This is a genomic window from Paracoccus sp. (in: a-proteobacteria), assembly GCF_047605025.1.
Classification (GTDB): Bacteria; Pseudomonadota; Alphaproteobacteria; order Rhodobacterales; family Rhodobacteraceae; genus Paracoccus.
Map to the genome: position 1 here is coordinate 1 of NZ_JASGGO010000014.1, position 17,296 is coordinate 17,296.

A 17,296-nucleotide genomic window follows, 5' to 3' on the forward strand; every position below is an offset into this window, starting at 1 on the left:
CCGCGCTGCCGCAGCCCCGTAACCTCACAACGTTGCCGTCGTTCGGTGAAGCGGTATCTAGAAAAGAAATCATGGCCGCGCAACCCCTTTCTGACAGAAAATGGGAAAAATTTCACGACCCCCGGCGAATCCAGGCATTCCCCTCTCTCTGGCGGGCCTCGGACAGAAGCTTCGCCCGCAGGAACGCCCGGCCCCGGTCAGAGAATCGCTGCCCGTATCGCCCCGCCAGAATCGTTCCCCAGAATCGGTCCTGCAACCTTGCGGGATTGCCCCGATGGACAGGTTTCCCGCCGATGACGAATATGTTGTTTGAACTGCATGCAGGGATGAAGGAATCCCCGTTCTTATGCGTCATTGAGGTTCCTCGTGCTTTCACGCCTGAAATCCATTTTTCGTTCCGATGGCTTCGTCCCCTCGATGTCGGTCTTCCCCAGCATCGACACCAAGTCCATCGCCGGCAGCCTCAAGCTCGAAGAGCAGGGGCGGACACGCGGGCGCCAGAACCAGCCGCCCGCCGACGCCTCGGGCCACGACCATATCGAGACCGCGATCATCGAGCGGATCGAGGAGTTGCGCCGCAAGGGCCTGGAGAATTACGAGAACAATCGCCGCGTCTATAATGAGCGTCTGGCCCGCGCCGGTCAGGCATCGAAAGAGGTGGACATCGCCGCCGGCGCCGCGCGCAACGATTTCGGGGCGCTGGTGCAGGTCTGGCGCTCGCGCATCGTGGCCGTGCGCGAGCGGCTGAACGAAAGCTACAACTGGCGCAACCGCTATCGCCAGATCCACCGGCTGGAGCGTCCCGCGCATGAGTTCGGCGGCTGGACCAACGTGATCGCCCTGGCGCTGATCCTGATCACGCTGGAAGCGGGGATGAACAGCTATCTGTTCTCCAAGGGAAACGAGTTCGGCCTGCTGGGCGGGCTTCTGGTCGCGGTGATCGTGTCGCTGGTCAATGTGGGCGCCTCGATCCTTTTGGGCTATCTGGCGCGCTATCTGAATCACCGCAACCTGATCCTGAAGCTGCTGGGGCTGGCGGCGCTGGCCGGCTGGCTTGGTTTTGCCGTCGCGATCAACCTGGCCGTGGCGCATTTCCGCGACGGGCTGGAACAGGGGCTGGAATGGGCGGTCGCCGCACAGCAGGCCGTGCCGGCGCTGATCGCGCGGCCCGTCGCCCTGGCCTCGATCGAAAGCTGGCTGCTGGTGGGGCTGGGCGCGCTGATCTCGACCCTGGCCTTCCGCAAGGGCTGGCATACGGACGACCCCTATCCCGGTTACGGCCCGGTCGAGCGGCGGCTGGAACAGGCCCGGCTGCGCTATGAGGAAGATCTGCATTCCGCCCTGGACGAACTGCAAAAGCGCCGCGACGACGCCATCGAAGAGTTGCAGGACGCGAATGAACAGGTTCGCGACGGCATCACCGAAGCCGTCGATTCGCTGTTCGGCCAGTCAAGCCTCGGCGCGCATCTGCGCAGCTTCCTGGACCAATGCGACCTGAAGGCGGCGCATCTGCTGGCGACCTATCGCGACGCCAACCTGGCCGAGCGGACCGCGCCCGCCCCGGCCTCGTTCCAGCAGCCCTACGCCTTCCCGCCCTTCGAACCCGAAGCCGTCGATGCCAGCCGCCGTCAGGCCGCCGAGGTCGAAGCCGCGCGCGTCAAGGCCACGGTGGAAACCGCCATCAGCGAGATCTTCGAGCAGTTCGAGCAGGCGCGCCAGGTCTTCAACGTCACCGACGATGTTGAACTTGACGGGCCGAAGCCCGGCCGAAGCCCGCGGAGCGGCGCGTAATGGCGCGCGCTCGCCGCACATCCAGCCGGCGCGGGCCAAGGCGGCGCTCCCAGCGCCGCGGCCCCTCGCTGCCGTTGATCCTGGGCGCCATCGCCGCCGTGGCCATCATGGCCGGCCTTTTCGTGCTGCAACGCCGGACCGAAACCGAGATGGCCATCGACGCCGATACGCTCTGCCCCGCGACCGGCCCACGCGCCATGGTGGCGATCCTGGTCGATGTCACCGATCCGCTGGCCCCTTCGCAGGCGATGAAGCTGCGCGAATATGTCCGGCGCGAGGTGGACCGGGCCGAGGTCGGGACCGAATTCTCGCTGGGCATGGTCTCGGATGACAGCGCCCGGCTGGGGGCACAGGTGGCGCTTTGCAAGCCGCATTCCGGCGGCGACGTGACACAACTGACCCAGAACGTGCGGCTGGTCAGCGAGCGCTATCAGGACCGCTTCCTGAAACCTCTCGGCGGGCTTTTCGACCAGATGATCCGCGCCTCGGACGCCAAACGATCGCCGATCATGGAAGCGCTTCAGGCGCTGATCGCCGGCACGCCCGGCTTTGTCACATTCGAGGGGCCGAAGCGGGTGATCCTGGTCTCGGACCTGTTGCAGCACAGCGATGCGATGAGCTTCTATCGCGGCGAAGACTGGCAAAGCTTCACCGCCTCGCCCGCCGCGCAGCGCCTCTCGGAAAGCCTGGGCGGGGCCGAGGTCGAACTGTTCCTGATCCCGCGCCCCGCCGAATACAGGGGTGACCCGGCCACCATCGAGGATTTCTGGATCCGCTATTTCGACCATCAGGGCGCCCATCTGCCCCAGGTCCACAAGCTGGGGGACCTTTGATGGCCCGCATCGCCCCGCGCCGCATCCATGATGTCGCCCCGCGCCAGTCCTGGGACCGCGTCGTCCTGCTGTTTGCCTTCGCCGCCGGCGTGGCGGGCGGCCTGATCCTGAAATTTCAGGAAATCAACCCGCTCTGGTCGGCAAGCTACGCCGCGCTGGTGCTTTGCATCTATGCGGGGCTGACCTATTTCACCACGCAGTTGCGCCTCGACCCCGAGGCCATCGGCGACAATTGCTATTACCTGGGCTTCCTCTTTACCCTGACCAGCCTCGCGGTGACGCTTTACTTTGTCGTCCAGGCCGGGGACCAGGACCGCGCGCAACTGATCCCCGAGGTGATCTCGGGCTTCGGGGTGGCGCTTTCCTCGACCATCATGGGGGTGTTCCTGCGCGTCCTGATGATGCAGTTCCGCGCCGATCTCGTCGCGCGTGAGCGCGAGACACGGCTGGAGCTGGACATGGCGGCGCGCGACCTGCGCGACGAAATGGCCCGCAGCCTGCGCCAGATCAAGGCGTTCTCGACCGAGTCGCTGCAACATGCCGCCGAACGCGAGGCAGCGATGCAGCGCATGACCCAGCAGATGGCCGAAAGCATCCAGGCCCGGCTTGGGGAAACCACCGCCGCCATGCAAAGCGAGATGCGCGAGACGACCCGCGCCCAGGCCGAAGCCGCCATCGAGGCGCTGCGCCACGCCATTTCCGAAGCCTCGCGCGGGGCGGTGCAATCCATGCAGGGCGCCGAAGCCAGGGCCGAGGCCGACGCCAACGCCGCCCATGCCGCCCGCCTGCGCGCGACCGAGCGGATGACGCGCGGCGCGCTGGCCGTCGAGGCCGCCTGCGCCCGGCTGGCCGAACAGGCCGACGCGCTCAGCGCCGCGCTGGACCATGCCGCCAGCCGCTTGCAGCGGGACGGCGGCGATGTCTGACCCGCGCGCCAATCCTCGTCCCGGCGCGGATCGCAGCTATCGGCGCGGCGCGGTCATGGGCCTGACCGTGGCCGAGGCGTTCATCCTGCTGGCCTTCTGCCTGCTTCTTCTTTTCAGTTGGTGGCAGGTCGAGACCGAGCGGAAAAGCCTGATCGCCGCCGATCACCTGGCCGACCTGACGCCCGAGCAGAAGACCGAGATCTTGCGCGGCCTCTCGGACGGCACCTTCGCCGTCGCGAACCAGCTTCGCAAGGACGGCATCCCCATGGTCGGCCCTGAAGCGGTCAAGGACGCCCGCGAATTCTCGCGCTTCATGTCGCAAGAGGATCTGCGCCGGCTGATGCAGGGCGCGGCGCAACTGCCGCCGGACACGCGGCTGCGCCTGGCCGATACGGTCGAGATCGGCGATGCGGCCCAACTCGTCCAGGCGATGACCCGGCTGGAAACCCCCGAACCCGAGCCGCAACCAAAGCCCGAACCCCAGCCCGAGGAGCAGACCACCGACCGCATTTCCCAGCGCATCGAGACGGCGGCAGCGGCCGAGCGCAGCCTGGTCGACGCGCTTGAACAGCGGCTGGGCCGGCGCATCCGCGCGGCGGGCGGCTCGATCGCGCCCAACGGCACGATCAGCCTGCCGCAATCGGTGCTTTTCGATGTGAATGACGATCACGTCAAGAATCCCGAATTCCTGCGCGAATTCTGCGCCCCCTGGCTGGTGACGCTGCGCCGCTCGGGCGTGGACATCTCGGAATTGAAGATCGAGGGGCACGCCTCCAGCGAAGGTCCGTCCGGCGCCTCGCCCGAACAGTCCTATCTCTACAATCTCGACCTGTCGCAGCGCCGGGCGCAGAACGCGCTGCGGGTCTGCCTGGGGGGCCTTCTGATCCCCGAGGTGCAGAAATGGGCGCGCGACCATCTGGTCGCCGTAGGCTATTCCTCGACGCGGTTGATCCACAATCCCAAGGGTGCCGAGGACCGCGACGCCTCGCGCAGGGTGGCCTTCTCGGTCTCGGTGGACCGCCAGGAGCTTCTGGACCAGATCCAGCAGGACCTGGGCAATGGCACACCCCTCTCCCCCGCGCCAAGGCCAAGACCCCAGACGCGCTAGCATCATCGAAGCGGCCGGGCCAAGGCACCGGGCGGCTGGCGCTTCGGCGATCACACGCGGCTGAGCTTGCCGGTGGCGCCCAAGGGTTTCGTCCTTGCCCTGAAGGCCGCCACGGGTTGCCGCCGACCGCAAGCCGCCGGGCTAGCGCAGCAGCCCCGCAAGCCGCCCGATCCCCTGGTCGATCTGCGCGTCCGAGGCGCAGGAAAAGCTAAGCCGCAGCGTATCGCGCCCCGAACCGTCGGCAAAGAAGGCACCGCCCGGCACGAAGGCCACCCGCGCCTCGCGCACCGCGCGGGCAAGAAGCTGGGCCGCGTCCACGCCGTCGGGCAGGGTCAGCCAGATGAACATTCCGCCCTCGGGGCGGGTGAACTGGACCCCCGGCGGCATCTCCCGCTCAAGCGCGGCGATCATGCGGTCGCGGCGGGCGGCATAGACCGCCTTGATCCGCGCCACATGCGCGTCGAAGACGCGGCGGGCGACATGGTTCGTCGCGATCTGGTTCAGGGTCGGCGAATGCAGGTCCGCCGCCTGCTTCATCAGCACCAGCCGCCCGATCACCGCCTTCGCGGCACAGACCCAGCCGACGCGCAGCCCCGGCGCGAGCGTCTTGGAAAACGAGCCGCAATAAAGCGTGCGCGTGTTCTCGATGCCGCCATGGCGTGCGATGTCCAGGGCCAGGATCGGCGGCACCGCCGCGCCGTCATAGCGCAAGGATTGATAGGCCGCATCCTCGATCACGGGGATGTCCAGCGCCTCGGCCAGGTCCAGCAGCGCCTCGCGCGCGGCCAGGGGCAGCGTCTCGCCGGTCGGATTGGCGAAATCGGCGGAAAGATAGGCGAACTTGATCCGGCTTCCGGCGGCGGCGGCCTCGGCCGCCAGGGTCTCGGGCGGCTGGTTCGCCATCGGGTCCAGCCGGACATAGCGCGGCTCATAGGCGTTGAAGGCCCCAAGCGCGCCCAGATAGCTGGGCCATGTCACCATGGCCGTGTCACCGGGCGACAGCAGCATCTTGCCCAGATAGTCCAGCGCCTGCTGCGAACCCGAGGTGATCAGGATATTGTCCGCGTCGCAGGGAATGCCCAGTTCCCCCATGCGTTCCGCGATCCAGTCGCGCAGCGGCGGATAACCTTCCGAGACCGAATATTGCAGCGCCACCTCGGCCTGGCCGGGGCGCATCGCCTCGGCGAAGGCAGCGGCGAAGGCATCGGCGGGAAACAGCGCCGGATCGGGAATGCCACCGGCGAAGGAAATGATGTCGGGCTGGTCCAGCAGCTTCAGAAGCTCGCGGATCTCGGACGCCTTCATCCGTCCCATCCGGCTGGCGAATACCTGGTTCCAATCCAAGGCGACTCTCCCTTTCCATTGCGGCCAAGCCATGGGCGCAATGCCGGGCAAAGACAATGGGCTGTTTGACAATCGGCCGTTTTCAGGGCCGAAGGGCGGCGATCCCCACACGCGGACGGGATCAGGCGCGATAGCCGGCCAGGAAGCGCGCCACCCGCTGGGCCACATAGGTCTCGATCCGCTCGTCCGGCAGCGGCGGCATCATCAGCAGCGCCCGCCTTTGCAACCCCGAGATCACCAGATCGACGAACTCCCCCGCCGCCGCCTGGCAATCGCCCAGCCGCAGATCGCCCCGCGCCTCGCGCAGGGCCAGGTATTCGCCCAGCGTGCGGATCGAGGCTGCGGGACCGGATTCGTAAAGCTTGCGCGCAAGCTCGGGGAATTTCTCGCCCGCGCCGATCATCATGCGCAGCGCGGCCAGGATCTCGGGCTGGGTCAGGGTCAGGATCATCTGCCGGGCGATGGCGCGCAATTCGTCCTCGACCCGGCCCGTGCCCGACCCGATGCGCCGCATCGTCTCTTGCAGGCGGCCGCATTCCTTCAGCACCAGCGCCTCGAACATCGACTCCTTGCCGTCGAAATAGACATAAAGCGTCCCCTTCGAGACACCCGCCGCCCGTGCCACGTCCTGCATCGAGGTGCCCTCGAACCCCTTGGACATGAACATGCGCCGCGCCCCGTCCAGGATCTGAAGGCGCTTGGGGGTGTCGTCCGGGGGCGGTTCGGCAGCTTGCGGAACGGGCATGGTCTCTCCTTGACTGCCGTGAAAGTATATTGACCGAACGGTTCGGTCAATATACATGATAGTCTGTCGCCGACAGGGACTCAGCGCCCCGTGCCGGCGCCTCCCCCGCCGGGCCTCCCCCATCAGGCGGATATACGGAAAGGTTCAGGCCATGGCCTCCAGCGATGAAACCGCGCACCCGCGAACGACCCAGCCCGCGCCCAAGGGCGGCAAGGCCAAGCGCATCCTGACGGTGCTGGCCCTCGTGGTCCTGGCGGCGGGCGGCTATGAGGGCTGGAACTGGTTCAGCTATGGCCGCTTCCACGAGGAAACCGACGATGCCTATCTGCAAGCCGATCTGGTGACGCTTCAGGCGCGCGATACCGGCTATATCGCCGAGATCCTCGTCGCTCCCAACGCCTCCGTGACCAGGGATCAGGTCATCGCCCGCATCGACCCCGAGGATTACCGGCTGGCCCTGGAAAGCGCCGCGAACAGCCTTGCCACCGCCGAAAGCGCCAAGGCGCAGCTTCAGGCGCAACTGATCGCGGGCCAGGCGGCGATCCAGCAGGCCCAGGCCGCGCTCAGCGCCGCGGATGCCACCAATGACGGCGCCCAGAAAAGCTATCGCCGCGCGCGCGAGTTGAAAAACACCTCGGCCGGCACCCAGTCCGCCGTCGATTCCGCCGAGGCGACGGCGAAATCCGCCGCCGCGCAGGTGGAAAGCGCCAGGGCCGCGCTGGCCCAGGCCCAGGCAGAGCTGACCGTGCTGCAAGCCAAGGCGGAAAGCGCCGATCTGGACATCCGCGCGGCCCGGACCAGCCTGAGCAAGGCGCAGCGCGACCTGGATTTCACCGAGATCCGCGCGCCCTTCGACGGCATCCTGACCGAGCGCCAGATCGAGATCGGCTCATATGTCGCCGCCGGCAGCCGCATCGGCACCCTGGTCCCGGTCGCCGATGTCTATGTCGAGGCGAACTTCAAGGAAACCCAGATCGCCCATATCCATCCCGGCGCGCGGGTGGCGCTGACCGTGGACGCCTGGCCGGACGTGGAGCTGCACGGCACCGTGGACAGCCTGACGGCGGGCACGGGCCAGGTCTTCAGCCTGCTTCCGGCCTCGAACGCGACGGGGAACTTCACCAAGGTCGTGCAGCGCGTGCCGGTGCGCATCCAGATCGACGCCGCCGACCGCACCCGCCTGCCGCTGCGCCCCGGCATGTCGGTCGTGACCACCATCGACACCCGCACCGGCAGCGCCCAGCCGCCGGCGCCCGCCACCGCACCCGCCACCGCCACGCCCGCAACCGCCACGCCCCAGGGCGCCGCGACCAGCGCCCTGCCGCCCGGCAAGGCTGCGGCAAGCGAGGGCTGACGCCATGGCCGCCCCCGCCGCGGCCGCCCCCGCCCGGATGGACGAGGCCCGCATCGACCAAGACCGCATCGACCCCAGGCGCCTGATCACCTTCCTGCTGATGGTGCTGGGCATGTTCATGGCGATCCTGGACATCCAGATCGTCTCGGCCTCGCTGTCCGAGATCCAGGCCGGGCTGGCCGCCTCGGGGGACGAGATCCCCTGGGTCCAGACATCCTATCTGATCGCCGAGGTGATCATGATCCCGCTCTCGGGCTATCTGTCGCGGATGCTGTCCACGCGCTGGGTCTTCACCATCTCGGCGGGCGGCTTCACGCTGATGAGCCTGCTTTGCGGCCTGTCGAACTCCATCGGCGAGATGATCCTGTGGCGCACGCTTCAGGGCTTCGTCGGCGGCGCGATGATCCCCACGGTCTTCGCCTGCGCCTATACGATTTTCCCGCGTTCCAAGATGCATGTCGTCTCGCCCCTGATCGGGCTGGTGGCGACGCTCGCGCCGACCATCGGCCCCACGCTGGGCGGCTACCTGACCGAGTTCCTAAGCTGGCACTGGCTGTTCTTCATCAATGTCGTGCCGGGCATCATCGTCACCACCTCGGCCTTCCTGCTGATCGATTTCGACAAGCCGGACCTCAGCCTTCTGAACCGCTTCGACTGGTGGGGGTTCCTGGGCCTGGGCCTGATGCTGGGCGCCATGGAATATGTGCTGGAAGAGGGTGCGGGGGATGACTGGTTCGCCGATCATGTCATCGTGCTGATGACAGCGATCATGCTGTCGGGCGGCTTTCTGTTCTTCTGGCGCGCCTTCACCGCCGAAGAGCCGATCGTCCGTCTGGACGCCTTCACGGACCGCAATTTCGTCATGGGCTCGGTCTTTTCCTTCGGCATCGGCATCGGGCTTTACGGGCTGATCTATATCCTGCCGGTCTATCTCTCGGCGGTGCGCGGCTATAACTCGCTGCAAATCGGCGAGGCGATGATGGTCTCGGGCGTGGCGATGTTTCTGACCGCGCCCCTGGCCGGGCGGCTGTCGCAAACGGTCGATCCCCGGCTGATGATGGGCACGGGGCTGGCCTTCTTCGCCTTCAGTTGCTGGATGCTGGCCCATCTCACCGCCGATTGGGACTATTGGGAGATCTTCCTGCCCCAGATCCTGCGCGGCGTGTCGCTGATGATCTGCATGGTCCCGGTCTCGAACATCGCGCTGGGAATGCTGCCGCCGGAAAAGATCAAGAACGCCTCGGGCCTGTTCAACCTGACCCGGAACCTGGGGGGCGCGGTGGGGCTGGCGCTGATCAACACCATCCTGCGCAACCGCGAGGATCTGCATTATGCCCGCCTGGCCGAGGCGGTGACGCCCTTGAACCAGACAGCGGATCAGGCGCTGGAACTGCTGACCAGCGCCTATGCGGGCCTGGGCGACACGGCCCATACCGCCGCGCTGGCGACAGTCTCAAAGATGGTCACCCTGCAATCGGTGGTGATGTCGCTTGCCGATATCTTCGTGCTGCTGGCGGGGTTCTTCGCCACGCTTGGCCTGCTTCTGGTCTTCGTGAGCAGACCCCGGCCAAACGGAGACGGCGGCGGAGGCGGGCACTAGCGCCGCATCCCCGCGCGCCTTCTCCGCCGGGCGGGCTTTCCCCGGCACCCATGCGCGCATGCGCGATTTGCGCTTGCAATCGCGTGCCTGCGCCCATGATATGACGCCCGAGGCGACGGCCGCGTGTCCACGATCTGGACCCGGCAGGGGAGTGGAGGCCCCGTCGCCCAAAAGGGAGGTAAGCGGATGTCGTTCAGCGAAACCCAGCCGGATGCCGGGCCGGCCCTGGGCGGGATCGAGACCCTGGCGGCGCCGCGCCACGCGGCGCCCTGGATGCGCCCCGTCGAGATCGGCGCGGCCGCGCTTCTGGCGGTGATGATCGCGACCGTCCTTGCCAATGTCTTCTTTCGCTATGCCCTCGCCAAGCCCCTGATCTGGGGCGACGAAATCGCCTCGATCAGCTTCATCTGGATGGCGATGCTGGGCGCCGCGCTGGCGGTGGACCGCCACGAACATATGCGCCTGACCGTCGTTCTGCCGCTGCTGCCGCCCCAGATCGCCCGCGGGGCCGAGATCGTGGGTCAGATCCTGGTCTGCCTGCTGCTGCTGCGGCTGCTGCCGGTCGCGGTGGAATATGCCTATGAGGAAAGCTTCGTCACCTCGCCCGCGCTGCAAATCCCGATGTCCTGGCGCGCCTCGGCCCTGCCCGCCGGGATCGGACTGATGGCGCTGCTGACGGTGCTCTCGGTCATCCGCACGCGGGAATGGCGGCTGATCGCGACGACGGCCATCGTCCTGGCGATCATCCTGGGCGCGCTCTGGCTGTCGCGGCCGGCGCTTCTGGGGATCGGCAACTGGAACCTGCCGATCTGGCTGGGGCTGGTGGTGGCGGGGCTGCTTTGCATCGGCGTGCCCATCGCCTTCTGCTTCGCGCTCGGCACGCTTTCGTATCTGACCTTCGCCAGCCATGCCCCGGTCTTCGTCATGCTGGGCCGCATCGACGAGGGCATGTCCTCGCTGATCCTGCTTTCCGTGCCGGTCTTCGTGCTTCTGGGCTGCATCCTGGACGCGACCGGCATGGGCAAGGCCATCGTGAATTTCCTGGCCTCGATGCTGGGCCATGTGAAGGCGGGCATGAGCTATGTTCTGCTTGGCTCGATGTTCCTGGTCTCGGGGATTTCCGGCTCGAAGGTCTCGGACATGGCGACGGTGGCCCCGGCCCTGTTCCCCGAGATGCGCCGGCGCGGCCATTCGCCACCCGAGATGACGGCGCTGCTGGCCACGGGCGCGGCCATGGCCGATACGGTGCCGCCCTCGATCGTGCTGATCGTGCTCGGCTCGGTCGCGGGGGTCTCGATCGCGGGGCTTTTCACCAGCGGCTTCGCCATCGCCATGGTGCTGCTGGTCGTGCTGGCGATCCTGGCGCGCTGGAAGGCGCGGGACGAGGATATGGCCGGCGTGCGCCGCGTCGGCGGCGCGGGCATCCTGAAGGCCGCCGTCATCGCCGCCCCGGCGCTGGTCCTGCCCTTCATGATCCGCAGCCTGGTCGCGGGCGGCGTCGCCACCGCGACCGAGGTTTCCACCATCGCCGTGGTCTATGCCTTCGTCATCGGCGTCCTGCTTTACGGCGGCATCCCGCTGCGCAGGCTCGGCCGCATGCTGATCGAGACCGCCGCCATGTCGGGCGCGATCCTGATCATCCTGGGCGCGGCCAGTTCGATGGCCTGGGCTCTGACGCAATCGGGCTTCGCGCGCGACCTGATGAACATCGTGACCGGCCTGCCGGGCGGCTGGGCCGTGTTCATGCTGGCCAGCATCGCGATCTTCCTGGTGCTGGGCTGCTTTCTAGAGGGGCTGCCCGCCATCGTGCTGCTGGCGCCGATCATGTTTCCCATCGCGCGCGGCCTTGGCATCCACGACATCCATTATGCGATGGTCATCGTCACCGCGATGAATATCGGGCTGATGGCTCCGCCGGTGGGCATCGGCTTCTATATCGCCTGCAAGATCGCCAATGTCCCGGCGGATCAGGTCATGCGCGGGATCTGGCCCTATCTGGCCGCGCTGCTGGTCGGGCTTCTGGTCATCGCCGCCGTGCCCTGGTTCTCGACCGCTCTTCTTTGATCGACACCCTTCCGGGAAGGAGAAAACCCATGATCGCCACCCGCCGCCATATCCTGCTGGGCGCCGCCGCAGGCGCGCTTGCCGCGCCCTTCATCCGGCCCCGCGCGGCCATTGCCGCCGAATTCAGCTACAAGATCGCGAACAACCAGCCGCTGGAACATCCCAGCAATGTCCGCCTGACCGAGGCGGTCAAGGCGATCCTGGACGAGACGGGCGGCGCGGTGGACATCCAGATCTTCCCCTCGAACCAGCTTGGCGCGGATACCGACGTGCTGGGCCAGCTCCGCTCGGGCGGGGTCGAGTTCTTCCAGCTTTCGCCGATCATCCTGTCGACGCTGGTGCCCAATTCCTCGATCAACGGCGTCGGCTTCGCCTTCCCGGATTACGATACGGTCTGGAAGGCCATGGACGGCGAATTGGGCGCCTATGAGCGTGGCCAGATCGAAAATGCCGGCCTGGTCGTCATGGACAGGATCTGGGACAACGGCTTCCGGCAGACGACCACCTCGACCAAGCCCATCGCCTCGCCCGAGGATCTGAAAGGCTTCAAGATCCGCGTGCCGGTCAGCCCGCTCTGGACCTCGCTTTTCGGCGCGTTCGGCGCCGCGCCCGCCTCGATCAACTTCGCCGAGGTCTATACCGCGCTGCAAACCGGCATCGTGGACGGGCAGGAAAACCCGCTGGCGATCATGAAGGTCGCGAAGCTGTGGGAGGTGCAGAAATACCTGTCGCTGACCAACCACATGTGGGACGGGTTCTGGCTTCTGGGCAACCGCCGCGCCTGGCGCGCCCTGCCCGAGAACCATCAAGAGGTCGTCGCCAGGCATTTCAACGAAGGCGCGGTGAAGCAGCGCGCCGACGTGATGGCGCTGAACTCGTCGCTGCGGGGGGATCTGGAAAGCCACGGCTTCACCTTCAACGAGGTCGATCCCAAACCCTTCGAGGAGGCGTTGCGCGCGGCGGGCTTCTATGCCGAGTGGAAGAAGACCTATGGGGACGAAGCCTGGTCGATCCTGGAAAGCGCCGTCGGGCGCAGCCTCGCCTAAGCCATGCCGGCGACCATGGGAAACGGCGCGTGGGCGGCGCGGCGCGGGGGACCAGGACCGGCCCCGCGCCGCGATGCGCATCTGATCGGGCAGCGTCCCGCCGCCCTCGAACCGCGAAGGAACATATGATGACCGATCCCCTGATCGTCGGCTGGGCGCATACGAAATTCGGCAAGGCCCAGGCTCCCGACACCCTGTCCCTGATGGCCGAGGTTGCGCGCCCGGCGCTGGACCATGCGGGCCTTGGCGCCCAGGATGTCGACGGCATTTTCGTCGGCGTCTATAATAACGGCTTCTCGCGCCAGGATTTCCAGGGCGCGCTGGTCGCGATGGGCACGCCGGAACTGGCGGGCGTGCCCTTCCTGCGCTGCGAGAACGCCTGCGCCACCGGCTCGGCGGCGATCTATGCGGCGGCGGATTTCATCGCCTCGGGGCGGGGGCGCGTGGCGCTGGTGATCGGGGCCGAGAAGATGTCCGCCACGCCCGGCGATCAGGTCGGCGACATCCTGCTGTCGGCAAGCCATGTCCCGGAAGAGGGCCAGATCCCCGGCGGTTTCGCCGGCATCTTCGGCCGCATCACCGAGAACTATTTCCAGCGCCACGGCGACCGCTCGCGGGAACTGGCCATGATCGCCGCCAAGAACCACGAGAACGGCATGCGTAACCCCTATGCGCATCTGCAAAAGCCCTTCGACCTGGCCTTCTGCGATACTCCTTCCGAAAAGAACCCCCGCGTGGCGGGGCCTTTGCGGCGCACGGATTGTTCGCTGGTCTCGGACGGGGCGGCGGCGCTGGTGCTGGCCGCGCCCGAGGTGGCGGCGGATCTGGCGCGCGCGATCCGCTTTCGCGCCCGCGCCCAGGCCGGGGACCATCTGGCGCTGTCGCGGCGCGATCCCATCGCCTTCGATGGCCCGCGCCGCGCCTGGGCCAGCGCCCTGAGCCAGGCCGGGATCGCCATCGCCGACCTGTCCCTGGTCGAGACGCATGACTGCTTCACCACCGCCGAGATGATCGAATACGAAGCCATGGGCCTGGCCGAACCGGGCCAGGGCTGGCGCGTGATCCGCGACGGCGTGACCCGCATGGACGGGGCGCTGCCGGTCAACCCCTCGGGCGGGCTGAAATCGCGCGGCCATCCCATCGGCGCCACCGGCGTGTCGCAGCATGTCATGGCGGCGATGCAGGTCGCGGGGGAGGCCGGCGCGATGCAGGTGCCCGGCGCGACACTTGGGGGCGTCTTCAACATGGGCGGCGCGGCGGTGGCCAGCTATTGCTCGATCCTGGAGCGGCTGAAATGACGGCTCCGAATGGCGGCCTTGCCCCGGTCAGCACGCGGGTGATGAACCTTGCGACCTTTCTGACCCAGGCCGCGCGACGCGACGCCCAGGGGGTGGCCCTGGTCATGGCGGATGCGCGCTGGACCTGGGCCGAGTTCGAGGCGCGCACCGACGCGCTGGCCCATGCGCTGCAAACCCGCTTCGGGCTTGGCAAGGGCGACCGGGTGATGTGCCAGTCGCAGAACTGCATGCAGATGATGCAGGCGATGTTTGCCACATGGCGCGCGGGCGGCGTCTGGGTGCCCGCGAACTTCCGGCAGACGCCCGAGGAAGTGGCCTGGCTGACCCGATCCTCGGGCGCGCGGCTGATGTTCTGCAATGCCGCCTTTCCCGATCACGCGGCGGCCTGCGGCGTGCGGACGCTTGCTTTCGGCGACGCGGATTTCGGTCCTTCGGTCGATGCGGTCACGGATGAGGCGATGGGACGGCGGCCAGAGGTCGCCGCGGTGGATCGCGACGATCCCTGCTGGTTCTTCTTCACCTCGGGCACCACGGGGCGGCCCAAGGCCAGCGTCCTGACCCATGGTCAGATGGCATTCGTGGTCACGAACCACCTGGCCGACCTGATGCCGGGCCTGACCGGGGCGGATGCCTCGCTGGTGGTGGCGCCGCTGTCGCATGGCGCCGGGGTGCATCAGTTGACCCAGGTGGCGCGGGGGGTCAAGACCGTGCTGATGCCCAGCGAAAGGCTGGACGTGGCGACGGCCTGGGATCTGGTGCGGGAATGGCGCGTCTCGACCATGTTCACGGTGCCGACGATCCTGAAGCTTCTGGTCGAGCATCCCTCGACCGCAGGCGCCGACACGTCCAGCCTGCGTTACGTCATCTATGCCGGGGCGCCGATGTATCGGGTAGACCAGCAAAAGGCGCTGGCGGTGCTTGGTCCGGTCCTGGTGCAGTATTTCGGCCTGGGCGAAGTCACCGGCAACATCACCGTTCTGCCCGCGCATCTGCACCAGGCCGAGGATGGCCCGGCGACCCGGATCGGCACCTGCGGCCTTGCCCGGACGGGCATCCAGATCCAGGTCCAGGACGACAGGGGCCGCGAACTGCCCCCCGGCCAGACCGGAGAGGTCTGCTGCATCGGCCCCGCCGTCTTCGCGGGCTATTACCAGAACCCCGAGGCCAACGCGAAATCCTTTCGCGACGGCTGGTTTCGCACCGGCGATCTGGGGCATATGGACGCGCAGGGCTTCGTCTATATCACCGGGCGCGAAAGCGATATGTTCATCTCGGGCGGCTCGAACATCTACCCGCGAGAGATCGAGGAAAAGATCCTGACCCATCCCGCCATCACCGAGGTCGCCGTCCTCGGCATGCCCGATCCGCTTTGGGGAGAGGTCGGCTGGGCCGTCTGCGTGGCCGGCGTCCCCGTGACCGAGGCCGAGCTGGCCGCCTTCCTGGAACCCAGGCTGTCACGCTACAAGCTGCCGAAGCGGTTCCTGTTCTGGGACGCCTTGCCGAAATCGGCCTATGGCAAGATCACCAAGAAGATGATCCGCGACGAGATCGCCGCGCGCGGGCTGGCGGAACCGGCATGAGGATGATCCATCCCGGCCCCCGCGCACCCGAACGTGCCCGGACCCGCCGGGCCGATCTGCGCCCGGTCCTGGGCGTGCTGCCCGCGGGCCAGACCGTCATGCGGGCGGTGGGCGATCTTTTCGCGGCGCGCGGCTGTCGCGGCGGCACGCTGTCGCTGGCGGGGCTGGTCTGCGACCCGATGCGCTTCGTCCTGCCCGCGCCCGCGACCGACGGGCTGCACGCGGCATGGTATTCCGACACCCATGCCCCGCCGGGACGCTGGACCGTCGAAAGCGCCTCGGCCAGCGTCGGCTGGCGGGACGGCGCGCCCTTCCTGCATTGCCACGGCATCTGGACGGATGGCCAGGCGCGCGCCATGGGCCATCTGCTGCCCCTTGAAAGCGTCGTCGCCCAGGACACGCCCGTCATCGGCCTGGGCACGGAAACGGCCTGGTTCGAGGCCCTGCCCGACCCCGAGACCGCCTTCACCCTTTTCACCCCCCAGGGTGCCGACCGGGGCGCGGGCCTGTTGGCGCGGATTTATCCCGGAGAGGATGTCGTCCCCGCCATCGAGGCCCTGGCGGCGGCCCATGGCATCGCCGATGCCTACCTGCATGGCGTGGGCAGCATAGACCATATCCGTTTCGCCGAAGGCCACCGCATGGATTGCCACGCGACCGAATTGCGGCTGGACAACGCCCGCCTGCAAGCCGGACTGGCGCATGTCCCCATCGAGGTGGTGGATATCGCCGGCCATATCGCGCGCGGCACGCTGGCGCCGGGCAATCCGGTCGGCGTCACCCTGGAACTGATCATCGAGCCAATAAAGGAACTTTCATGACCCAAACCGCGCAGAAGGTGGCCATCGTGACCGGCGGCTGCCGTGGCATCGGCCTGGCCGCGACCGAGATTTTCCTGGAGCAGGGCTGGCTGGTCGCCGTCGTGGACCGCGATACCGAAGAGCTGCATCGCGCCTGCGATCACATCCAGGGCGTGCTGACGGTCCAGGCCGATGTCTCGATCCCCGAGGATGTGGAGCGCATGATGGCCGAGGTCCTGTCCCGCTTCGGCCGCGTGGACGCGCTGGTGAACAATGCGGGCGTGGCGCTGTTTTCCCGCGCGGACCGCACCAGCTTCCAGGACTGGCGCGAGGTGATGGCGACGAACCTGGACGGGGTTTTCCTTTGCACCCAGGCGGCGGTGGACGAACTGGCCAAGACGCGCGGCGCCATCGTCAATATCGCCTCAATCTCGGGGCTGCGGGCCTCGACCCTGCGGGTGGCCTATGGCACGTCGAAGGCCGCCGTGATCCACCTGACCAAGCAATGCGCCGCCGAGTTCGGCGAACTGGGCGTGCGGGTGAATTGCGTGGCGCCCGGCCCGGTCAGGACCAAGCTTGCCATGGCCGTCCACGCCCCCGAGATCATCGCCGCCTATTACGACGCGATCCCGCTGAACCGCTATGGCGAAACGCGCGAGATCGCCGAGGCCATCGTGTTCCTGTGCTCCCAGAAGGCCAGCTTCGTCACCGGCCAGACCCTTGCCGTCGATGGCGGGTTCGACGCCACCGGCGTGGGCCTGCCCGCCCTGCGGCGCGAGGATGCGCCCGCCTAGCCAGGCACCGACA

The 17,296-nt window shown here is 67.5% G+C and carries 14 protein-coding genes; 12 read left to right on the forward strand and 2 right to left on the reverse strand.

The genetic code is table 11. The annotated features are described in order from the left end of the window. The first annotated feature begins 417 nt into the window (after nt 1–417). From QM682_RS09660 to QM682_RS09675, 4 genes are read left to right on the forward strand one after another with little or no spacing between them, the layout of a single operon-like run. A complete protein-coding gene (locus QM682_RS09660) occupies nt 418–1,791 on the forward strand; it encodes a hypothetical protein (RefSeq protein WP_415129146.1) in 1,374 nt (457 codons plus the stop codon). Next, nucleotides 1,791–2,624: a hypothetical protein gene (locus QM682_RS09665; protein ID WP_415129148.1), complete on the forward strand. Its 834-nt coding sequence runs from the start codon at nt 1,791–1,793 to the stop codon at nt 2,622–2,624. Before QM682_RS09660 ends, QM682_RS09665 begins: the two co-directional genes overlap by 1 nt. Further along, the gene (locus QM682_RS09670; RefSeq protein WP_415129150.1) at nt 2,624–3,550 is read left to right on the forward strand and encodes a hypothetical protein; all 927 of its coding nucleotides are present in this window, start codon (nt 2,624–2,626) and stop codon (nt 3,548–3,550) included. The genes QM682_RS09665 and QM682_RS09670 overlap by 1 nt, the downstream gene beginning before the upstream one ends. Next, entirely contained in the window at nt 3,543–4,658 is a 1,116-nt protein-coding gene (locus QM682_RS09675) for an OmpA family protein (RefSeq protein WP_415129152.1), read from the forward strand. The genes QM682_RS09670 and QM682_RS09675 overlap by 8 nt, the downstream gene beginning before the upstream one ends. 141 nt (nt 4,659–4,799) lie before the next feature. Here QM682_RS09675 and QM682_RS09680 read toward each other — a convergent pair whose 3' ends face one another. Both QM682_RS09680 and QM682_RS09685 read right to left on the reverse strand, forming a co-directional pair. Continuing rightward, nucleotides 4,800–6,002 carry a PLP-dependent aminotransferase family protein gene (locus tag QM682_RS09680; protein WP_415129154.1) on the reverse strand — a complete coding sequence of 401 codons (1,203 nt, stop codon included), beginning with the start codon at nt 6,000–6,002 and terminating at the stop codon, nt 4,800–4,802. A 121-nt stretch (nt 6,003–6,123) separates the two neighbouring features. Then, nucleotides 6,124–6,747, reverse strand: coding sequence for a TetR/AcrR family transcriptional regulator (locus tag QM682_RS09685; protein ID WP_415129156.1), 624 nt, complete (start codon nt 6,745–6,747; stop codon nt 6,124–6,126). Nucleotides 6,748–6,898: 151 nt separating this feature from the next. Here QM682_RS09685 and QM682_RS09690 point away from each other — a divergent pair, with 151 nt between their 5' ends. From QM682_RS09690 to QM682_RS09725, 8 genes are all read left to right on the forward strand, one after another. After that, complete coding sequence (locus tag QM682_RS09690) at nt 6,899–8,101, forward strand: HlyD family secretion protein (protein WP_415129158.1); 1,203 nt, start codon at nt 6,899–6,901, stop codon at nt 8,099–8,101. Between the two features lie 4 nt (nt 8,102–8,105). After that, entirely contained in the window at nt 8,106–9,701 is a 1,596-nt protein-coding gene (locus tag QM682_RS09695; RefSeq protein WP_415129160.1) for a DHA2 family efflux MFS transporter permease subunit, read from the forward strand. A 186-nt stretch (nt 9,702–9,887) separates the two neighbouring features. Beyond that, the gene (locus QM682_RS09700) at nt 9,888–11,765 is read left to right on the forward strand and encodes a TRAP transporter large permease subunit (RefSeq protein ID WP_415129162.1); all 1,878 of its coding nucleotides are present in this window, start codon (nt 9,888–9,890) and stop codon (nt 11,763–11,765) included. Between the two features lie 29 nt (nt 11,766–11,794). Next, the gene (locus tag QM682_RS09705; RefSeq protein WP_415129164.1) at nt 11,795–12,811 is read left to right on the forward strand and encodes a TRAP transporter substrate-binding protein; all 1,017 of its coding nucleotides are present in this window, start codon (nt 11,795–11,797) and stop codon (nt 12,809–12,811) included. A gap of 128 nt (nt 12,812–12,939) precedes the next feature. After that, on the forward strand, nt 12,940–14,109 hold the full coding sequence (locus QM682_RS09710) for an acetyl-CoA acetyltransferase (RefSeq protein WP_415129166.1): 1,170 nt from the start codon (nt 12,940–12,942) through the stop codon (nt 14,107–14,109). Then, on the forward strand, nt 14,106–15,689 hold the full coding sequence (locus QM682_RS09715) for an acyl-CoA synthetase (RefSeq protein ID WP_415129168.1): 1,584 nt from the start codon (nt 14,106–14,108) through the stop codon (nt 15,687–15,689). The genes QM682_RS09710 and QM682_RS09715 overlap by 4 nt, the downstream gene beginning before the upstream one ends. Then, nucleotides 15,686–16,510, forward strand: coding sequence for a PCC domain-containing protein (locus QM682_RS09720; protein ID WP_415129170.1), 825 nt, complete (start codon nt 15,686–15,688; stop codon nt 16,508–16,510). Before QM682_RS09715 ends, QM682_RS09720 begins: the two co-directional genes overlap by 4 nt. Further along, the gene (locus QM682_RS09725) at nt 16,507–17,283 is read left to right on the forward strand and encodes an SDR family NAD(P)-dependent oxidoreductase (RefSeq protein WP_415129172.1); all 777 of its coding nucleotides are present in this window, start codon (nt 16,507–16,509) and stop codon (nt 17,281–17,283) included. Before QM682_RS09720 ends, QM682_RS09725 begins: the two co-directional genes overlap by 4 nt. The last annotated feature ends 13 nt before the right edge of the window (nt 17,284–17,296 follow it).